At 67.8% G+C, this 17,160-nt stretch carries 14 protein-coding genes; 11 read left to right on the forward strand and 3 right to left on the reverse strand.

Annotation, left to right across the window (positions count from 1 at the left end):
- Positions 1-94 precede the first annotated feature (94 nt).
- Together PPZ50_RS01475 and PPZ50_RS01480 are read left to right on the forward strand one after the other, a co-directional pair.
- Positions 95-1,612: a CpaF family protein gene (locus PPZ50_RS01475; protein ID WP_066692081.1), complete on the forward strand. Its 1,518-nt coding sequence runs from the start codon at positions 95-97 to the stop codon at positions 1,610-1,612.
- A 35-nt stretch (positions 1,613-1,647) separates the two neighbouring features.
- Positions 1,648-2,814 (forward strand): aspartyl protease family protein, encoded by a 1,167-nt coding sequence (locus PPZ50_RS01480; protein ID WP_066692085.1) that lies wholly within the window; start codon positions 1,648-1,650, stop codon positions 2,812-2,814.
- A gap of 319 nt (positions 2,815-3,133) precedes the next feature.
- Here PPZ50_RS01480 and PPZ50_RS01485 read toward each other — a convergent pair whose 3' ends face one another.
- On the reverse strand, positions 3,134-3,325 hold the full coding sequence (locus PPZ50_RS01485) for a hypothetical protein (RefSeq protein ID WP_066692090.1): 192 nt from the start codon (positions 3,323-3,325) through the stop codon (positions 3,134-3,136).
- Between the two features lie 26 nt (positions 3,326-3,351).
- Here PPZ50_RS01485 and PPZ50_RS01490 point away from each other — a divergent pair, with 26 nt between their 5' ends.
- Positions 3,352-4,152 carry a class I SAM-dependent methyltransferase gene (locus PPZ50_RS01490; RefSeq protein ID WP_066692094.1) on the forward strand — a complete coding sequence of 267 codons (801 nt, stop codon included), beginning with the start codon at positions 3,352-3,354 and terminating at the stop codon, positions 4,150-4,152.
- 384 nt (positions 4,153-4,536) lie between these two features.
- Here PPZ50_RS01490 and phaR read toward each other — a convergent pair whose 3' ends face one another.
- Positions 4,537-5,097, reverse strand: a complete 561-nt coding sequence (gene phaR, locus PPZ50_RS01495) for a polyhydroxyalkanoate synthesis repressor PhaR (RefSeq protein WP_066692097.1) — start codon at positions 5,095-5,097, stop codon at positions 4,537-4,539.
- A gap of 31 nt (positions 5,098-5,128) precedes the next feature.
- On the opposite strand from phaR, the gene PPZ50_RS01500 reads away from it, so the two are divergent.
- Positions 5,129-6,181 (forward strand): alpha/beta fold hydrolase, encoded by a 1,053-nt coding sequence (locus PPZ50_RS01500; protein ID WP_272815688.1) that lies wholly within the window; start codon positions 5,129-5,131, stop codon positions 6,179-6,181.
- Positions 6,182-6,211: 30 nt separating this feature from the next.
- Positions 6,212-7,384 carry an acetyl-CoA C-acetyltransferase gene (locus PPZ50_RS01505; RefSeq protein ID WP_066692100.1) on the forward strand — a complete coding sequence of 391 codons (1,173 nt, stop codon included), beginning with the start codon at positions 6,212-6,214 and terminating at the stop codon, positions 7,382-7,384.
- Positions 7,385-7,662: 278 nt separating this feature from the next.
- Here the strand turns inward: PPZ50_RS01505 and PPZ50_RS01510 are convergent, their stop codons facing one another.
- Positions 7,663-10,947: a TonB-dependent receptor domain-containing protein gene (locus PPZ50_RS01510; RefSeq protein WP_066692102.1), complete on the reverse strand. Its 3,285-nt coding sequence runs from the start codon at positions 10,945-10,947 to the stop codon at positions 7,663-7,665.
- Positions 10,948-11,267: 320 nt separating this feature from the next.
- Between PPZ50_RS01510 and PPZ50_RS01515 the strand changes: the two genes are divergently transcribed.
- The 6 genes from PPZ50_RS01515 (at position 11,268) to PPZ50_RS01540 (ending at position 17,025) form a co-directional block, all read left to right on the forward strand.
- A complete protein-coding gene (locus PPZ50_RS01515; RefSeq protein WP_066692104.1) occupies positions 11,268-12,503 on the forward strand; it encodes a glutamate-5-semialdehyde dehydrogenase in 1,236 nt (411 codons plus the stop codon).
- A complete protein-coding gene (locus PPZ50_RS01520; protein WP_198158588.1) occupies positions 12,500-13,129 on the forward strand; it encodes a nicotinate-nucleotide adenylyltransferase in 630 nt (209 codons plus the stop codon). The genes PPZ50_RS01515 and PPZ50_RS01520 overlap by 4 nt, the downstream gene beginning before the upstream one ends.
- A 35-nt stretch (positions 13,130-13,164) precedes the next feature.
- A complete protein-coding gene (rsfS, locus tag PPZ50_RS01525) occupies positions 13,165-13,518 on the forward strand; it encodes a ribosome silencing factor (RefSeq protein WP_055757643.1) in 354 nt (117 codons plus the stop codon).
- A 13-nt stretch (positions 13,519-13,531) separates the two neighbouring features.
- Complete coding sequence (locus tag PPZ50_RS01530; protein ID WP_066692108.1) at positions 13,532-13,954, forward strand: 23S rRNA (pseudouridine(1915)-N(3))-methyltransferase RlmH; 423 nt, start codon at positions 13,532-13,534, stop codon at positions 13,952-13,954.
- Positions 13,951-15,105, forward strand: coding sequence for a murein hydrolase activator EnvC family protein (locus PPZ50_RS01535; protein WP_084401695.1), 1,155 nt, complete (start codon positions 13,951-13,953; stop codon positions 15,103-15,105). The genes PPZ50_RS01530 and PPZ50_RS01535 overlap by 4 nt, the downstream gene beginning before the upstream one ends.
- A gap of 84 nt (positions 15,106-15,189) precedes the next feature.
- Positions 15,190-17,025, forward strand: coding sequence for a methyl-accepting chemotaxis protein (locus PPZ50_RS01540; protein ID WP_066692110.1), 1,836 nt, complete (start codon positions 15,190-15,192; stop codon positions 17,023-17,025).
- Positions 17,026-17,160: the final 135 nt, after the last annotated feature.

Consider the following 17,160-nt stretch of genomic DNA (forward strand, 5'->3'; position numbering starts at 1 on the left):
CGTGGTTAGGAAGTTGTAAAATCTTGTCGCCTAGGCTCGCTCCACAGGATTCGATGGGGTGGCAGGCGTGAACGCATTCGGACGGCGCAGCGGAATGGGCGGATCGGGCGGCAGGCCATCGTTCGGCGTCGCCCGCCCGATGCAGGGATCGGGATCCGCGCGGCCCGCCGATCTCGACCTCGCCCCGCAATTCCCGCCGCTGGGGCAGGTGCCGCTGCCCGGCGGCGACCTGGAACCCATGCCCGGCGAACAGGCGAGCGCGATGCCGCAGGGCGTCGGCGACGCGATGCAGCGCCTCGCCGATCGGCAGGCGCTGTCGGGTGAGGCCGGCAACAGCCGGGTCGAAGGGTTCGAAACCTCGATCCACCGCATCAAGGAACAGGTGCTCCCCCGCCTGCTCGAACGCGTCGACCCCGAAGCCGCCGCGACCCTGACCAAGGACGAGCTCGCCGAGGAATTCCGCCCGATCGTGGGCGAGGTGCTGGCCGAGCTGAAACTGACGCTCAACCGGCGCGAACAGTTCGCGCTGGAAAAGGTGCTGGTCGACGAGCTGCTGGGCCTCGGACCGCTCGAGGAATTGCTGGCCGATCCGGCGATCAGCGACATCATGGTCAACGGTCCCGAACAGACCTTCGTCGAACGCAAGGGCAAGCTGGAGCTGGCCAATATCGCGTTTCGCGACGAGGAGCATCTGTTCCAGATCGCACAGCGCATCTGCAACTCGGTCGGCCGCCGCGTCGACCAGACCACGCCGCTGGCCGACGCCCGGTTGAAGGACGGCAGCCGCGTCAACGTGATCGTGCCGCCCTTGAGCCTCAAGGGCACCGCGATCTCGATCCGTAAATTCTCGGCCAAGCCGATCACCATCGACATGATGGCCGGCTTCGGGTCGATGAGCACCAAGATGGCGACCGCGCTGAAGGTCGCCGGGGCCAGCCGCTTCAACATCGTGATTTCGGGTGGCACCGGCTCGGGCAAGACCACGATGCTCAACGCCCTGTCGAAGATGATCGACCCGGGCGAGCGCGTGCTAACCATCGAGGACGCCGCCGAACTGCGCCTGCAACAGCCGCACTGGCTGCCGCTCGAAACGCGCCCGCCGAACCTGGAAGGGCAAGGCGAGATCACCATCCGCGACCTGGTGAAGAACGCGCTGCGTATGCGCCCGGACCGGATCATCCTGGGCGAAATTCGTGGGTCGGAGTGTTTCGACCTGCTGGCGGCGATGAACACCGGCCACGACGGATCGATGGCGACGCTCCACTCCAACTCCCCGCGCGAATGCCTCGCGCGTATGGAGAACATGGTGATGATGTCGGACATCAAGGTGCCCAAGGAAGCGATCAGCCGCCAGATCGCCGATTCGGTCGACCTGATCGTGCAGGTGAAGCGCCTGCGCGACGGTTCGCGCCGCGTGACCAACATTACCGAGGTGATCGGGATGGAAGGCCCGGTGATCGTCACCCAGGAACTGTTCAAGTTCGAATATCTGGACGAGAGCGCCGACGGCAAGATCATCGGCGAATACCGTTCGATGGGAATGCGCCCCTATACGCTCGACAAGGCCAAACAGTACGGTTTCGACCAGGCGCTGCTGGAGGCATGCCTGTAGCGCCGGGGATTTAGCCGGCCTACAGTCGCGCGGTGATGCTCCGCCTGTCCTTTGCGCTGCTGCTGTGCGCGCCCGTCGCCGCCCATGCGCAGGGGCAGCTTGCCGCCGATGCGGAGGCGCGCTGGGTGCCGTTCACGCTGACCGCCGCCAACCATCTGCGCTTTGCAATGACCATCGATGGCGTCGCGGCGCAGGCGCTGCTCGATACCGGGCTGAACCATAGCGCGGTCAGCCGGGAGTTCGCGCGACGGGCGAAGTTGACCGTCGATACGCAGGATGCTGCCGCCGGCGTCGCGCTGGGCGGGGCGATCCGGGTCGACTGGGCCGCGACGAAAACGGTCGCGTTCGGTGCGTTCAGCCGCAGCGGCGGTCGCGTCGCGGTGATCGACCTGCCGAAACTGCTCGCCAGCGCATCGGGCGATGCCGAGGTGCTGGTCGGCACCGACCTGATCGCGCGCCATGCGATCGACATCGATTTCGCCAATCGCCGCTTCCGCCTGTTGCCGAGCGGCCGGATGCCCTTTGCCGGCACCAGGGTTCCGATGAGCCTGCAGGCGGGCAGCGGACTGTACCTGACCGAAGCGACGCTGGGGAAACATCGCGTCCGCCCGCTGCTGGTCGATACCGGCGATGGCGGATCGCTGAGCGTCGCGCGCAGCCAGTGGCGAGCGGCAGGACTAAAGGGTGCGCGGGTGACCTCGACCATCGCCTTCGGCGCAGGGGGCGTGGTCGATGCAGGGATGACCGTGACCGACAAGGTCGCGTTGGGCGGGGTGCCGACCGGCCCGATCGAACTCCGGATCGAGGGCGATGGCGGCTTCACCAAACAGGTCCGCGTCGCCGGACGCGTCGGGACCGGGCTGCTGCTGCGCTACCGCGTACTGCTCGATCCTGTCGCCGGGCAGATGGTCGTCACCCCCAACCCGTTCGCCCCGCCCCCGCCGCTCAAATCGACCAGCGGGCTGCTGCTTGGCTATGACCGTGCCCGGCTGCGCGTGCTGCATGTCATGTCGGGCGGACCGGCGGCGAAGGCCGGGTGGAAGGCGGACGAACTGATCTGCGCGGTTGAGGGCAAGCCGGTGTCGCTGACCCCCGATGGCGGGGTCGATGTGCGCTGGGGCACCGATACGCCCGGACGGGTCGTGAAGCTGGCGCTGTGCGACGGCGCGGAACGCTCGCTGACGCTGGCGAATTTTTACTAGAGCGATTTCCGACCAGATTGGATCACTGGCACGGAGGTGATTTAGGATCGGGACAAGGCGCGAGGAGGCCGCGATGCATCGGCATCGTCACCGACGAGCAACGCAGCCCCGGACCGACATCACCCCGCCGCGTGAGCGGTTGTCCGCAGGGCGATGACGGTGGTTCAATCTGATCGGAAACCGCGTTAAAGCCTGATCCACCCGCTTCGATTCGAGCGTCATCCCGGCGAAGGCTGGGATCTCCCGGTTGTAGCACGCAGCAGGAACTGGGGAGGCCCCGCCTTCGCTGCGGCGACGTCCGGAACCGGCGGACTTTCCCCTACTTCAACGCCATCGCCACGCCGAACACCATCACCAGCACGGCGATCAGCTGCACCAGCGTCCACGGCATCCAGCCGACCCGGTCGGGATCGCGGCGCAGGGTACGGCGACGTTCCGCCAGCACCGACACTGCAAAGAGCATCGCCGCCGCGCCCGCAATCGTCCATAACCACCGATGTGCGTCGTCCACCCGTTCCTCCCGTTCAGGAGTCTCCCATGCGTCGAACCGCCCTGTTCCTGCCAGTCCTAAGTGCCGCGCTGGTCGCCCTCACCCCCGCCCCGGCCCAGGCACCGCGCCGCCCGCTCGCCGCGGCGGTCGGGTCGCCGCTGCGCAGCCCGGCCAATGTGGCGCGTGACCGCTATCGCCATCCGGTCGAGACACTCACCTTCTTCGGCGTGAAGCCAACCGACACGGTGGTCGAAATCTGGCCCGGCAATGGCTGGTACAGCGAAATTCTGGCGCCGATGCTGCGCGAAAAGGGGCGTTATGTCGCCGCCGGTCCGCTGCCGCGTACATCGGACATGCTGACGAAGCTGCAGGCACGCGACGCGACCGCGTTCGGCAAGGCGCAGGCCGTCGCCTTCCCGGCGGAGGCCGGACAGGCGGGCGTGCCCGACGGCGTCGCCGACAAGGTCCTGACCTTCCGCAACGTGCATAACTGGCGCTTCGGCGGCGCCGACCGGGCGCAGGCGGCGTTCGATGCGATGTTCCGCATGCTGAAGCCGGGCGGCGTGCTGGGCGTGGTCGAACACCGCCTGCCCGAGGCGCGCGACGCGGCCGCCGAGGAGAAATCGGGCTATATGAAGGAAAGCTCGGTCATCGCCTTCGCGACCAAGGCGGGGTTCAAGCTGGCTGCGCGGTCGAACGTCAACGCCAATCCCAAGGATACCGCCGACTGGCCGCAAGGCGTATGGACGCTGCCGCCGACCTATCGCCTGAAGGACGTCGACCGCGCGAAATATGCCGCGATCGGCGAGAGCGACCGGATGACGCTGCGGTTCTTGAAGCCGAAGTGAGCGAAGTGGGGGAGGCAATGTCCCCTCCCCCATACTCCCCGTTCGGTTCGAGCAACTTCGAGCCTGTCGAGAAGCGGCCGTCGAGAACGCTTGTGTGGCCCAACGCTCCCCCGTTGGGGAGTAGAGACTAGGCGAAGCCGAACGCCCCGAACCACCGGTCCGTCGATACGCCGCTTCGACAAGCTCAGCGGCTACTCAGGACGAACGGGTGGGGGTGTCGGCTTTCCCACTTCCCGCTCCCCACTCCCCACTCCGTTCGGTTCGAGTAGCGATCGAGCGAAGTCGAGAGCGCGTATCGAGAACGGGGTTCCGCCGGGCGGGCATTCTCGACCGACGCCTCTCGACACACTCAAAGCCGCTCGAACCGAATAGATCGGTCGAACCTCACCCCAGCTTGTCGACCTTGTCCTGCAACCGTGCCAGTTCGGCCCGCAGCGCGGCCATTTCGTCATTCTTGGCCGGGGCTTCGGTCGCGCCCGGCGCAGGTGTGGCGCCCGGCGCACCCGGCTTGAACGCATGCGCCGCCGCCTCGAACATCGCCAGGTTGCGCTTGGCGATCTCGGCGAAGGGCGAATGGGCGAACGCGCCCTCGACCGCGGTCTTGAACTGTTCCTGGTTGCGGCGGAAGCTGTCCATCGACGCCTCCAGATAGCCGGGCACCATCGCCTGCATCGAATCGCCGTACAGGGTGATCAGCTGGCGCAGGAAGCTGACCGGCAGCAGCGTCTGCCCCCGGCTTTCCTCTTCCATGATGATCTGCGTCAGCACATTATGGGTGATGTCGTCGTCGGTCTTGGCATCGACGACCTTGAAGTCGCGATGCTCGCGCGTCATCGCCGCGAGATGCTCCAGCGTGATGTAGGAGGACGTCTCGGTATTATAGAGCCGGCGATTGGCGTATTTCTTGATGATGACGGGGCTGCCGTCGGCCGCTGCCTTCTTCATGGGAAAAAACCTTTGCGCGAAAGATGACTGGATGGGTACACCGCTTGATACCGCGCCGCAACACGGCCCGCGCCCGCTGACGCTGTTTCTGTCGATGCTGCGCAGCGAAACCGCTAAGGATCCCCATGCCCGCGCCCGCGCACTGGCGGGATTGAGAGCGTATCAGGACGCACCGCGCCTGCCGCGCGTGGCGATGCCGGAGGCGATCGCGTGCGACGGACGCATCCGCTTGCGCGACTATGGCGGCGACGGGCGGCCGGTGGTGGTGGTGCCCTCGCTCATCAACCCGCCCTTCGTCCTCGACCTCGCGCCCGACAATTCGCTGCTGCGCTGGCTGGCCGGACAGGGGCTGCGGGTGCTGCTGGTCGACTGGGGCACGCCGACGCCTGCCGACCGGGCGATGGACCTGGGCGACCATGCGCAGGCGGTGGCGCGGCTGTGCGATGGACTGGACGAACCGCCGCTGCTGGTCGGCTATTGCCTGGGGGGCACCATCGCACTGGCCGCCGCGGCGTTCGCGCCGGTCGCCGGGCTCGCGCTGATCGCGACGCCATGGCGCTTCGACGGGTTCGGCGAGGCCGGGCGCGCCGCGATCGCCGATATGTGGACCGCGGCACAAACGACCGTGGAGCAGCTGGGGCTGCTGCCGATGGAATTGCTGCAATCCATGTTCTGGCAGATCGACCCGGCGCGCACCGTCGACAAGTTCGTCCGGTTCGCCGATCTCGATCCCGTCGGCGCGGCGGCGCAGGCGTTCATCGCGCTGGAGGACTGGGCCAATGGCGGCGCGCCGATCCCCTATGCCGCAGGCCGCGAATTGTTCGACGACCTGTTCGACGCCGACCTGCCCGGACGCGGGCGCTGGAGTGTCGGCGGCCGGATCATGTCGCCGCGCCCGCCGCTGTCGATGGTCGAATTCGTCGCGGAAAGCGACCGCATCGTTCCCGCCGCCAGCGCGATCGGCCTGTCCGACCAGCGGATCGTGCCCGCGGGGCATGTCGGCATGATCGTCGGCAGCCGGGGCCGCGGCGTGTTGTGGGAACCGCTTGGGCGCTGGCTAAGCGACGTTCCTGCCATTAGATAGCGCGCGAACCCTCAGGGAGAAGGATTGCCCATGTCCGACGTCGTTATCGTTGCCGCCAAGCGTACGCCTGTTGGTAGTTTCCTGGGCTCCTTTGCCGCGGTGCCCGCGCACGAACTCGGGCGGCAGGCGATCGCGGCCGCGCTGGAGCAGGCGGGTGTCGCGCCGGAGGATGTGTCGGAAGTGATCCTGGGCCAGGTGCTGACCGCCGGCCACGGCCAGAACCCGGCGCGGCAGGCGTCGATGGCGGCGGGTCTTCCCAAGGAAGTCCCGGCATGGGGCATCAACCAGGTCTGCGGATCGGGCCTGCGCGCGGTTGCGCTGGCGGCACAGGCGATCCAGACCGGCGATGCGACGATCGTCGTCGCGGGCGGACAGGAAAGCATGTCGCTCGCCGCCCATGCGGTACAGCTGCGCGCCGGCACCAAGATGGGCGACGGATCGATGGTCGACACGATGATCAAGGACGGCCTGACCGACGTCTTCAACGGCTACCACATGGGCATCACCGCCGAGAACCTGGCGGCGCAATATGATCTGACGCGCGGCGAACAGGACGCATTCGCCGTCCAGTCGCAGAACCGCGCCGAGGCCGCCCGCGCCGAGGGCCGCTTCAAGGACGAGATCGCGCCGGTCACGATCAAGGGCCGCAAGGGCGACACCGTCGTGGACCAGGACGAATATATCCGCGCCGGTGCCACCGTCGACGGCGTGTCGGGCCTGCGTCCGGCGTTCAAGAAGGACGGCACGGTGACCGCCGCCAACGCATCGGGCCTGAACGACGGCGCCGCCGCGCTGGTCGTGATGTCGGCCGACGAGGCGGCCAAGCGCGGGCTCGAACCGCTGGCCACGATCAAGAGCTGGGCGACCGCCGGCGTCGACCCGTCGATCATGGGCATCGGCCCCGTCCCCGCGTCCCGCCGCGCGCTGGAAAAGGCCGGCTGGAGCGTCGAGGACCTCGACCTGGTCGAAGCCAACGAAGCCTTTGCCGCGCAGGCGCTCGCCGTCGGCAAGGACATGGGCTGGACCGCCGACAAGGTGAACGTCAACGGCGGCGCGATCGCCATCGGCCACCCGATCGGTGCATCGGGCGCGCGGGTGCTGACGACTCTGCTGTACGAAATGAAGCGCCGCGACGCGAAGAAGGGCCTGGCGACGCTGTGCATCGGCGGCGGCATGGGTATCGCGATGTGCGTCGAGCGGTAACGGCCGCTTCGTCGACCGGATAGCAGGGGGCTGTCGGCATGACCGGCAGCCCCTTTTTTTCGGAAACTGGAGTCGAACTCGACCACCTTGATCGCCCTCACCCTTCCGCGGCTGCGCCGCTCCTTCCCTCTCCCGCCGGGAAAGGGACAAGACGCCGAAGGCGGCGATAGGTGAGGGGCGCGGGTCGGCGCGGATTTCGCCGATCTTCCCAGCCGGGATCGGCCATAGAAAAAGGGCCGGCGCAATGCGCCGGCCCCCATAGTTGCGTACCCGTGCGATCAGAAGCGGGCGGTGACGCCCGCGTAGAGGCGACGGCCGATATTGTCGAAGATGCCGCTGCCCGCAGCGGTGCCCGTCGCGCCGAGCGGCGGCAGGCGATCGGTCAGGTTGTCGACCCCGATGTAGAAGTTCGACGTGTCGGTCACGTTGATGCCGAGCCGCGCGCCGATGTAGAGCACGTCCGGATAATATTGGATGTCGAAATCGTCGGCGTTCTGGGGCGGACGGCCCTGGAAGCTCCGCGTATTCTCGATCGCACCGACCGCCTGCTTGCCGAGATAGCGGAACTGCGTGTCGAAGCTGATCGACCCGAAGTTCGCGCCGATGTTCACGTTGACCTGATCCTTCGGCAGACCCAGTTCGCCGACGATCGTGTTGGCGAAGTCAGGCTGCAGCGGGTTCAGGAAGCTGTTGTTCGAGAAAACGTGCGTGTAGATGACCTGACCCGACACCCGGACGTCGCCGATCTTGCGGGTGTACGACAGGTTGGCGTCGATACCGCGGGTTTCCAGCCGGGCGAAGTTCAGCGACGATTGCAGCAGACTGCCTTCGATGATCCGGAACGCTTCTTCCCCGTTCGGACCGGTCGCGCCGGCTCCCACACGCTGGAAGAGCGTGCAGAACTGGTTGTTCTCGATCGAGGGCGTGTCGTAGCAGTTGTTGATGATCCCCTGTGCCGACACGGCGCTGATCACGTCGTCGACCTTGATGTTGTAATAGTCGACCGACAGCGACAGCCCGGGGACGTAGCTGGGCCGATAGACGCCGCCATAGGTCCACGAGTCGGAGGTCTCGACCAGCAGGTCGGGGTTGCCGCCGGTGCGGATTTCCAGCGTCTGGACGTAGCGATAGTTATACGACGCCGGAATGCCCGCCGCACGACAGTTCGCTTCGCGGAACTGGGTGCCGGCACCGATATTGTCCGATGAGCACGGATCGCTCACGCTCGCGAAGTTCTGACCCGCGGCCGAGAATTGTTCGTCGAGGTTGGGCGCACGGACCGCGCGACCGTAATTGGCACGCAGACGCAGGTCTTCGATCGGCGACCATTCGACGCTGCCGTTATACGCCCAGACCCGGCCGGCCGTCCCGCGATAGTCGGACACGCGGGCAGCGCCCGAAACCGTCAGGTCGCGCAGCAGCGGCAGGTCCTTCACGATCGGGATCGAGAGTTCGCCGAACGCTTCCTTCACTTCGAACGCCGGCGGGTCGAACGTCGCCAGCGCGTTGTAGAAGGTGTAGCCCGCCTCGACCGCCGGATCCGCCTGGAAGAAGTTGGTTTCCCGGCGATATTCGCCGCCCAGCGAGAACTGGACCGGGCCGCCCGGCAGCGTGAACAAGGCGGAGCTGTCCCCCGCGATCGAGCCGACGACGTTGAACTGGCTGATCTTGCCCGCCGAGGTGGTGTTGCGCAGGATGTAGTTGATCGCTTCGGGCGAGGCCGAACCGACCCCGAACGGGTTCAGCGGCTGACAGTTGGTGATGTCCGCGGTCAGGTTGGCCGCGTCGCCGTTAAAGTCGATCCCCGGCGTCGAACCGGCATTCGCGCGCGCACGATTGAGCTGCGATCCGCAAACGATGCGACCGGTCGCGGGGTCGCGAACCGCATCCAGGGCGAGGTTCAGGCGCTGGACGTCGACGTTGCCGAGGACCTTCGTCTGTTCCTTGAACTCGCCATAGTTGACGGCGAAGTCGTAGTTGAAACCGCTGCCCAGATCGCCGCGCGCGCCCGCCACGACGCGGAAGGTTTCGCGCAGCGCATCCTCACGACGCGAACCCAGATCGGTCAGGTTCTTGCGCAAGATGAAGCGATACGATCCGTCGGCGATCTGGGCCCGCAACGTGGCCTGCTGCGCCGCGGTCAGCGCCACCGCAGAACCGTTGGGGTTGATGCCGTTGTTGACCGAGTTCAGCAGCTGCGCCGACAGCGTCGCGCGCGCCGGGGCGCTCAGGAACGGGTTGTCGAGCCGCGGACGTTCGTAGATGTCGCCGAGCGTGCCGCCGACGAAGAATGCCGGGCCGGAACCGCCCAGACCGACGCTTTCGACGCGCACATATTTCGCTTCGATATACGGCACGAACGCCGGCGACACGTCGAAGTGGCCGATCAGGTTCGCCGAATAGCGGTTGAGCTGCGGCAGAAGCTGCAACAGCGTGCCTTCGCGACGGGTATTGCCGTTACCCCCGAGGAAGCTGCCGCCGGGGGCGGCGCTGGCCTGTGCCGCGCTGCCGTTGGCGATGCCGACGCGCGTTCCCGTCTGCTGCGCGAGGCTGCCGCCGGGCTGGAACAGGAAGTTGCAGGTATAGGCGCGGCCCAGCGGATCGCGACCGCACGCCGCCGGCGACGTCGCACCGATGCCGGCGCCCGCGATCGATACGAGACCGCCGTCCGAGAACGTCCCGACGCGGATATCGCGCATGAAGATGGCATCGGGAACGCCGTTGAAGTTGGGCAGGCCGTTCAGGCCCGGCCCCGCGGCGTCGATCCCCGTCGTGATGAACCCGTCCGCCTGACGATATTGGCGACGGTCCGACGCGAAGAAATCTTCCGACCGGGCGTATTCGAGGCTGATCGCGACGTTGCCGCGGCCGTCGGCGAAGTTCTTGCCGCCGGTCGCGCTGATGAAATATGAACCCGCATCGCCTTCGTCGGTGATGCTGCCCTGCGCACGAAGCTGCAACCCTTCGTAATTGGTCTTCAGGCGGAAGTTGACCACGCCGGCGAGCGCGTCGGAACCATAGACCGCGGAAACGCCGCCGGTCAGGATGTCGACGCCTTCGAGCAGGTCGGTCGGGATCGTGTTGATGTCGACGGCGGTCGCGCCGCCCAGGATGTTGGACGCGACGTGACGGCGACCATTGACCAGCACGAGCGTACGTGCCGTGCCCAGACCGCGCAGGTCGAGCAGGTTCAGACCGGCGGTGCCGAGGAAGCGGGTCGAGTTCTGCTGGCTGAAGGTGCTCTGCAGCTGCGGCAGGTCGTTCAGCACGTCACCGATCGAGACGCGGGCGGTCTGGGTCAGTTCCGCGGCCGAAACCGTGGTGATGGGAGCGGGCGACACGTCGTTCGGACGCGAGAGACGCGAGCCCGTTACGACGATCACGCCGTCGGTGGCAGGTTCGCCATCGGCGTTGGTGCGCGTTTCATCCTGCGGTGCGCTGAGCGAGGTGCCCGCACCGGGGGCAGCGGCACTGTCGGTGCCCTGTTGCGCCGATGCCGTACCGGCAAACAGCAACAAAGAAGAGGCCAAGGCGGTCGATCGCGCCAGAACGGTAAACTTCATGAAACCCCCTTTTTCGGGCCAATTAACCCTTGCCCGATTGTCGATCCCCGAAAACTCTCGGGGTCGCTGCACGCATCAGATCGTGCATGTTCTACGATGTGAAGGGGGTTCCTGACATTTCGTTCACACTGTTACCAGTTCGCAACACTTAGCAATGTTTAGAAACACTTGTTTATTACTGTATTATTACAGCAATACAGCAGAGGTTTTGTTGGCGTAAGGCTTTCTTGCTGGACGTTGCGGTGCCCCACCCTCTACCCCGTGGACAAGGCCCCGATGGTGACGAAAAGAGCGACGCAGTGACGACGACGATACAGCCGATGTTGCGCGGGTTGGGAAACGATGCCCGCACCGCCGCCCAGGCGCTCGCCACCATGCCGACCGCCACCAAGGCCGCCGCCCTGCGGGCCGCCGCCGCCGCGATCCGCGAGGACGCCGCCCGCATCCTCGCCGCCAATGCACAGGACATTGCCGCGGCAGAGGGGAACGGCCTGTCGGGGGCAATGCTCGACCGGTTGCGGCTCGATCCCGCCCGGGTCGAGGCGATGGCGGTCGGCGTCGATGCGGTGGCGGGCCTGCGCGATCCGGTGGGCGGGGTGATCGACCGCAGCGAACGGCCCAACGGGCTGGCGCTGTCGCGGGTGCGCGTGCCGATCGGGGTAATCGGCATCATCTATGAAAGCCGGCCCAATGTGACCGCGGACGCTGGCGCGCTGGCGGTGATGGCGGGCAATGCCGCGATCCTGCGCGGCGGGAGCGAGGCGATCCGCAGCAACCGGGCGATCCATGCGGCGATGGCGCGGGGGCTGGCGAGTGCCGGCCTGCCCGAGGGCGCGGTGCAATTGATCCCGACGACCGATCGCGCGGCGGTGGGGGACATGCTGCGGGCGGATGGCATGATCGACTTGATCGTACCGCGCGGAGGCAAGAGCCTGGTCGCGCGGGTGCAGGCGGAGGCGCGGGTGCCGGTGCTGGCGCATCTCGATGGCCTCAACCACAGCTATGTCGACCGCGCCGCCGATCCGACGATGGCTGAGGCCGTGGTGGTGAACGCCAAGCTGCGCCGGACCGGTGTGTGCGGCGCGACCGAGACGCTGCTGATCGACCGCGGCTATGCCGATCCGCTGCCGATCCTGTCCGGACTGATCGCCGCCGGGTGTGAGCTGCGCGGCGATGCGGAGGTTCGGGCGCTGCATCCCGCCATCCTCGAGGCGAATGACGACGACTGGGACACCGAATATCTCGACGCCATCCTGTCGGTGAAGCTGGTCGACGGGGTGGACGACGCGATCGCGCATATCGCGGCGCATGGATCGCACCATACCGATGCGATCCTTACCGAGGATGCGGCGACCGCGGAGCATTTCCTGGCGCGCGTCGATTCGGCGATCGTGATGTGGAACGCCTCGACGCAGTTTGCCGATGGCGGCGAGTTCGGGCTGGGCGCGGAGATCGGCATCGCTACCGGCCGCTTGCACGCGCGCGGGCCGGTCGCGCTGGAGGGGCTGACGACGTACAAGTGGATCGTGCGGGGCACCGGGCAGACGCGGCCTTGAAGGCGAAGGCGATCGGGCTGCTCGGCGGATCGTTCAACCCGGCGCACAAGGGCCATCGCCGGGTGTCGCTGGCAGCGAAGCGTGCGCTGGCGCTGGACGAGGTGTGGTGGCTGGTGTCGCCGGGCAATCCGCTGAAGCCCGCGGCGGGCATGGCACCGCTGGCCGCGCGGCTGGCCTCGGCTGAGCGGGTGGCGCGCCACGCACCGATCCGGCCGACCGCGATCGAGCGGCGGCTGGGCACCCGCTATACCGTCGATAGCTTACGCAAATTGGTGCGGTTGTATCCGCAGCATCGCTTCATCTGGTTGATGGGCGCGGACAATCTGGCGGAGTTCCACCGCTGGCGGGACTGGCGCGGGATCGCGCGGACGGTGGCGATTGCGGTGGTCGCGCGTCCGGGCTATGATGGACGTGCCCTCGCTAGTCCTGCGATGGGTTGGTTGCGGCGCCATGCGCGGCCCGCAGGCCAGGCGAAACGATGGACGATGTGGAGTTTGCCGGCACTGGTCCGTTTGCGCTTCCGTCCCGATCCGACGTCGGCGACCGCGATCCGCGCCGCCGACCCTGCCTGGCACCGCCGGATGATCTCGTCCGACCGGTCCGGCGCACAGGCCCCTGAAAGCTGATGAACTTGCCGACCCCTACCGACCCGAGCGATGCGATGAACGAGACCGAAGCGCTGCATCGCATGGTGCTGGCCAGCCTCGACGACGACCAGGCGGTCGAAACGGTGTCGATCCCGCTCGCCGGCAAATCGAGCATCGCCGATTACATGGTGATCGCCAGCGGCCGGTCGAGTCGGCAGGTGGCGTCGATGGCGCAGAAGCTGGCCGAGCGGGTGAAGGCCGAATTCGGGCGTCCGTCGCGCATCGAAGGGCTGCCGACCGCCGACTGGGTGCTGATCGATACCGGCGACGTGATCGTCCACCTGTTCCGCCCCGAAGTCCGCACTTTCTACAATCTGGAGCGGATGTGGGCGTTCGGCGATACGCTGAACCCGACCGCGCACGCCTGAACCGGACCCGCCCGTGCTGCTGCATATCGTCGCGCGCGGGCGGATCGGGCGCAGTCCCGAGGGCGAGTTGATCGAGCGCTATCTGAAGCGCGTCAGCTGGCCGACGAAGATCACCGAACTGCCCGATACCGGGGGCAGGATGCCGGCGGTCGATCCGGGGACGCGGATCGTGATGCTGGACGAGAAGGGCCGTGACCTGCCGTCGATGGCGTTCGCGACGCAGCTGGGCCGCTGGCGCGACGATGGCGTGCGCGAGACGCGGTTCCTGCTGGGTGCGGCCGACGGCTTCGACGATGCGCAGCGGGAAGCGGCCGATCTGTTGCTCGCATTCGGACGGGCGACATGGCCGCATCTGATGGCGCGGGCGATGTTGGCCGAACAATTGTGGCGCGCGACCAGCATCCTCGCCGGCCACCCCTATCACCGCGAAGGATGAGGCGCGCGTTCGTCCCGATTGCCGCCCTCGCCGTGCTGGCAGGGGCGGCGGTTTGGGCGCAGGACGACCCCGTAGCGGCCGGGCGCGAACGGTTGGGTGCCGCGAAGCGCGCAGCGGTCGAGGCGGCCGCCCGGTCGAAACGGCTGGAACAGGCGGCGCGGGCGGCACAGGCAGGAGCCGAACGGACCGGTGCGGCGCAGGCAGCCCTCGCCGCGCGGATCGCGGCGGCAAAGGCAAGTCGCGCGGCGGCGCAGGCCCGCGTGGCGTTGATCGGCGAGCTGCTCGCCAGGCGGCGTGCCGATCTGGCGGCGCGGCAGGCGCCGGTCGCGCGGCTGGTCGGCGCGTTGCAGTCGCTCGCCACGCGGCCGGCATGGCTGGCGGTGGCGCAGCCGGGGTCGACCAACGATCTGGTCCATGTCCGTGCGGTGCTGGGAACCGTCGTGCCGGCGATGCAGCAGCGCACCGCCGCGGTGCGGGCCGGGGTAACGGACGCCGCACGGCTGCGGTCGCAGGCCGGGGTCGCGCTGGCGGCGCTGGCGGCGAGCAATGCCCGGCTGGAAGGCGAGCGGCTGGCGCTGGTCCGTGCGGAGGCGGCGCAGCGGCTGCGGTCGCGCGAATTGGCTCGTGGGGCGATGGTCGAATCCGACCGCGCGATCGCGCTGGGCGAACAGGCCCGCGACATCGTCGACCGGCTGGAGGAACTGGGCGAGGCGCGCGATACCCGTGCCGCGCTTGCCGCCCTGCCCGGCCCGCTGCCCCGCCCCGATGCCGCTGCGCCGGCGTTACCCCCGCCGGCCTACCGCCTGCCGGTCAAAGGTGCGGTCGCCAACGGCTTCGGCGAGATCAGCGACAGCGGGGTGCGTGCCCGCGGGCTGACGCTGACCGTCGCGCCCGGCGCGACCGTCGTCGCGCCCGCGCCGGGGCGGATCGCGTTCAGCAAGCGGTTTCGCGGTTATCGCCGCGTCGTGATTCTCGACCATGGCGATGGCTGGACGACGACGGTTACCGGCCTTGCCGCCAGTGTCGGTCCGGTCGACGGCCGGGTCGTCGCCGGCACGCCCATCGGCCGCGCGCCGACGGGCGACGCGCCGCCGGTGACGATCGAACTGCGCCGCCGCGGCGTGCCGGTCGACCTGGCGGCGATGCTGTAGGCCAGAGCGTCAATGGCAGGGTAACCGTATATTATCCGTTGGCGTCCATACCGTACCGAACGACAGATTCGGAGGAACGGCCGCATGCAATCGATCAACCGGATGGTTCTGGCGGCCATCGCCGCAATCGTGCTGTTGGTATTGGGATCGGCCGGTGCCCGGGTCTGGTCCAACGGACGACAGGCCGATGCCCGCGCCAGCATCACGCAGGGGACCGCCCTGCTGCGCAACCACATGACCGCCGACATGATGCACGATGCGATTCGGGGCGACGTCTTGTCGGTGCTGCGCGCCACGTCGGCCGGCGATCTCGATCTGGCGGCGAACCGGCAGGCGCTGACGGACGACTCGGCGGCGTTGCGCAAGGCGCTGGCTGCCGACGCCGCCTATGCCGACGCGCCCGCCATCTCGGCACAAGCCCGCCGCATCCAGCCGCTGGTCGACGCCTATATCGCCACCGCAGAGCGCATCGCCGACGCCGCCGCGACGAATCCGGCGCGTGCCACCGCGCTTCTGCCCGGCTTTCTGGAAGCGTTCGAAAAGCTGGAGGGCGGCATGAGCACGCTGTCCGATGCGATCGAAGCGCATCTGGCCAGTGTCAGTGCCGAAGCGAACGCCATCGCCCGGTTCGCCAACATCCTGTTGATCTTCACGACCTCCGCGACGCTTGCCGTCGTCCTCGCGATCGGCTTCGCGACCCGCCGCTTCGTCCTGTCGCCGCTGCTGGCGCTGGTCGATGCGCTGAAGCGCATGACGTCGGGCGACATGGCGGTGACCATTCCCGCCAACGACCGCCGCGACGAATTGGGCCAGCTGGCCGGTGCGACGCAGGAATTGCGCGATCAGCTGGTCGCCGCCGAACGGGCCAAGGAGGAACAGACGACGCTGATCGTCGACAGCTTCGGCACGGCGTTGACGAAGCTGGCCGAAGGCGATCTCGTCTCGCGGATCGATGCCGATCTGACCGGGCCGTTCGCCCGGATCAAGGCGGACTTCAACGCCGCCGTCGCCGCGCTCCAGTCGACGCTCGCGACCGTCACCGAGGCGGCGAGCAGCATCAACAACGGCGCCGACGACATCCGCCAGGCGTCCGACGACCTGTCGCAGCGGACCGAGCAGCAGGCCGCGAGCCTTGAGGAAACGGCGGCGGCGATGGACGAGATCACATCGACCGTGCGCGAAACCGCCGCCGGCGCCGCGCAGGCCAACCGCATCGTCAGCGAGGCGCGGGCCGAAGCCGACCAGTCGGGCGAGGTCGTCCGCCGCGCGGTGGAGGCGATGCACGGCATCGAACGCGCCTCCGCCGAGATCAGCGACATCATCAGCGTGATCGACGGCATCTCGTTCCAGACCAATTTGCTGGCGCTGAACGCGGGGGTCGAGGCAGCGCGGGCGGGCGACGCCGGCAAGGGCTTTGCGGTCGTCGCCAGCGAAGTGCGCGCGCTGGCGCAACGCTCGGCCGATGCCGCCAAGGACGTGAAGACCCGCATCACCGCATCGTCGAGCCAGATCGGCAGCGGCGTGCAGCTGGTCGTCGAAACCGGCGATGCGCTGACCCGGATCATCAACCGGATCGGGCAGATCGACGGACTGGTCGCCAGCATCGCGGCATCGGCCGAGCGTCAGGCGACCGGCCTGCACCAGATCAACACCGCCGTGTCGGAAATGGACGGCATGACCCAGCAGAATGCGGCGATGGTCGAGGAGGCGACGGCGGCGGTGCGCAGCCTCGCTTCGGACGCCGACGGCATGGCGCGGCAGATCACCAGCTTCCGCCTGGGCGAACCCGGCCACCGCATCGCCCCGGTCCGCGCCGTCCCGGCGCCGGCTCCCCGACCGGCAACCGTCGTCCCGATGCGCCCGCAAGTTGCCGGCAACACCGCGCTGGCGGTCGTGGAGGATGACTGGTCGGCGTTCTGAGGATCGATCGACTTCGACGAATCGAACAAACGTCTGCGTCACGCCGGACTTGATCCGGAGTCCCGCTTCTCTCCAACGGTAGAAAAGAAGCGGGACCCCGGGTCGAGCCCGGGGGAACGGCTTCCTGTGATACCG

The sequence above is a fragment of the Sphingomonas hankookensis genome (genome assembly GCF_028551275.1).
Lineage (GTDB): Bacteria > Pseudomonadota > Alphaproteobacteria > Sphingomonadales > Sphingomonadaceae > Sphingomonas > Sphingomonas hankookensis_A.

Excerpts from the sequence above, each read along its gene's own strand:
- PPZ50_RS01475 (WP_066692081.1), top strand. The coding sequence starts at position 95 with ATGGGCGGATCGGGCGGCAGGCCATCGTTCGGCGTCGCCCGCCCGATG.
- PPZ50_RS01480 (WP_066692085.1), top strand. The coding sequence starts at position 1,648 with ATGCTCCGCCTGTCCTTTGCGCTGCTGCTGTGCGCGCCCGTCGCCGCC.
- PPZ50_RS01490 (WP_066692094.1), top strand. The coding sequence starts at position 3,352 with ATGCGTCGAACCGCCCTGTTCCTGCCAGTCCTAAGTGCCGCGCTGGTC.
- phaR (WP_066692097.1), bottom strand. The coding sequence starts at position 5,097 with ATGAAGAAGGCAGCGGCCGACGGCAGCCCCGTCATCATCAAGAAATAC.
- PPZ50_RS01500 (WP_272815688.1), top strand. The coding sequence starts at position 5,129 with ATGGGTACACCGCTTGATACCGCGCCGCAACACGGCCCGCGCCCGCTG.
- PPZ50_RS01505 (WP_066692100.1), top strand. The coding sequence starts at position 6,212 with ATGTCCGACGTCGTTATCGTTGCCGCCAAGCGTACGCCTGTTGGTAGT.
- PPZ50_RS01510 (WP_066692102.1), bottom strand. The coding sequence starts at position 10,947 with ATGAAGTTTACCGTTCTGGCGCGATCGACCGCCTTGGCCTCTTCTTTG.
- PPZ50_RS01515 (WP_066692104.1), top strand. The coding sequence starts at position 11,268 with ATGTTGCGCGGGTTGGGAAACGATGCCCGCACCGCCGCCCAGGCGCTC.
- rsfS (WP_055757643.1), top strand. The coding sequence starts at position 13,165 with ATGAACGAGACCGAAGCGCTGCATCGCATGGTGCTGGCCAGCCTCGAC.
- PPZ50_RS01535 (WP_084401695.1), top strand. The coding sequence starts at position 13,951 with ATGAGGCGCGCGTTCGTCCCGATTGCCGCCCTCGCCGTGCTGGCAGGG.
- PPZ50_RS01540 (WP_066692110.1), top strand. The coding sequence starts at position 15,190 with ATGCAATCGATCAACCGGATGGTTCTGGCGGCCATCGCCGCAATCGTG.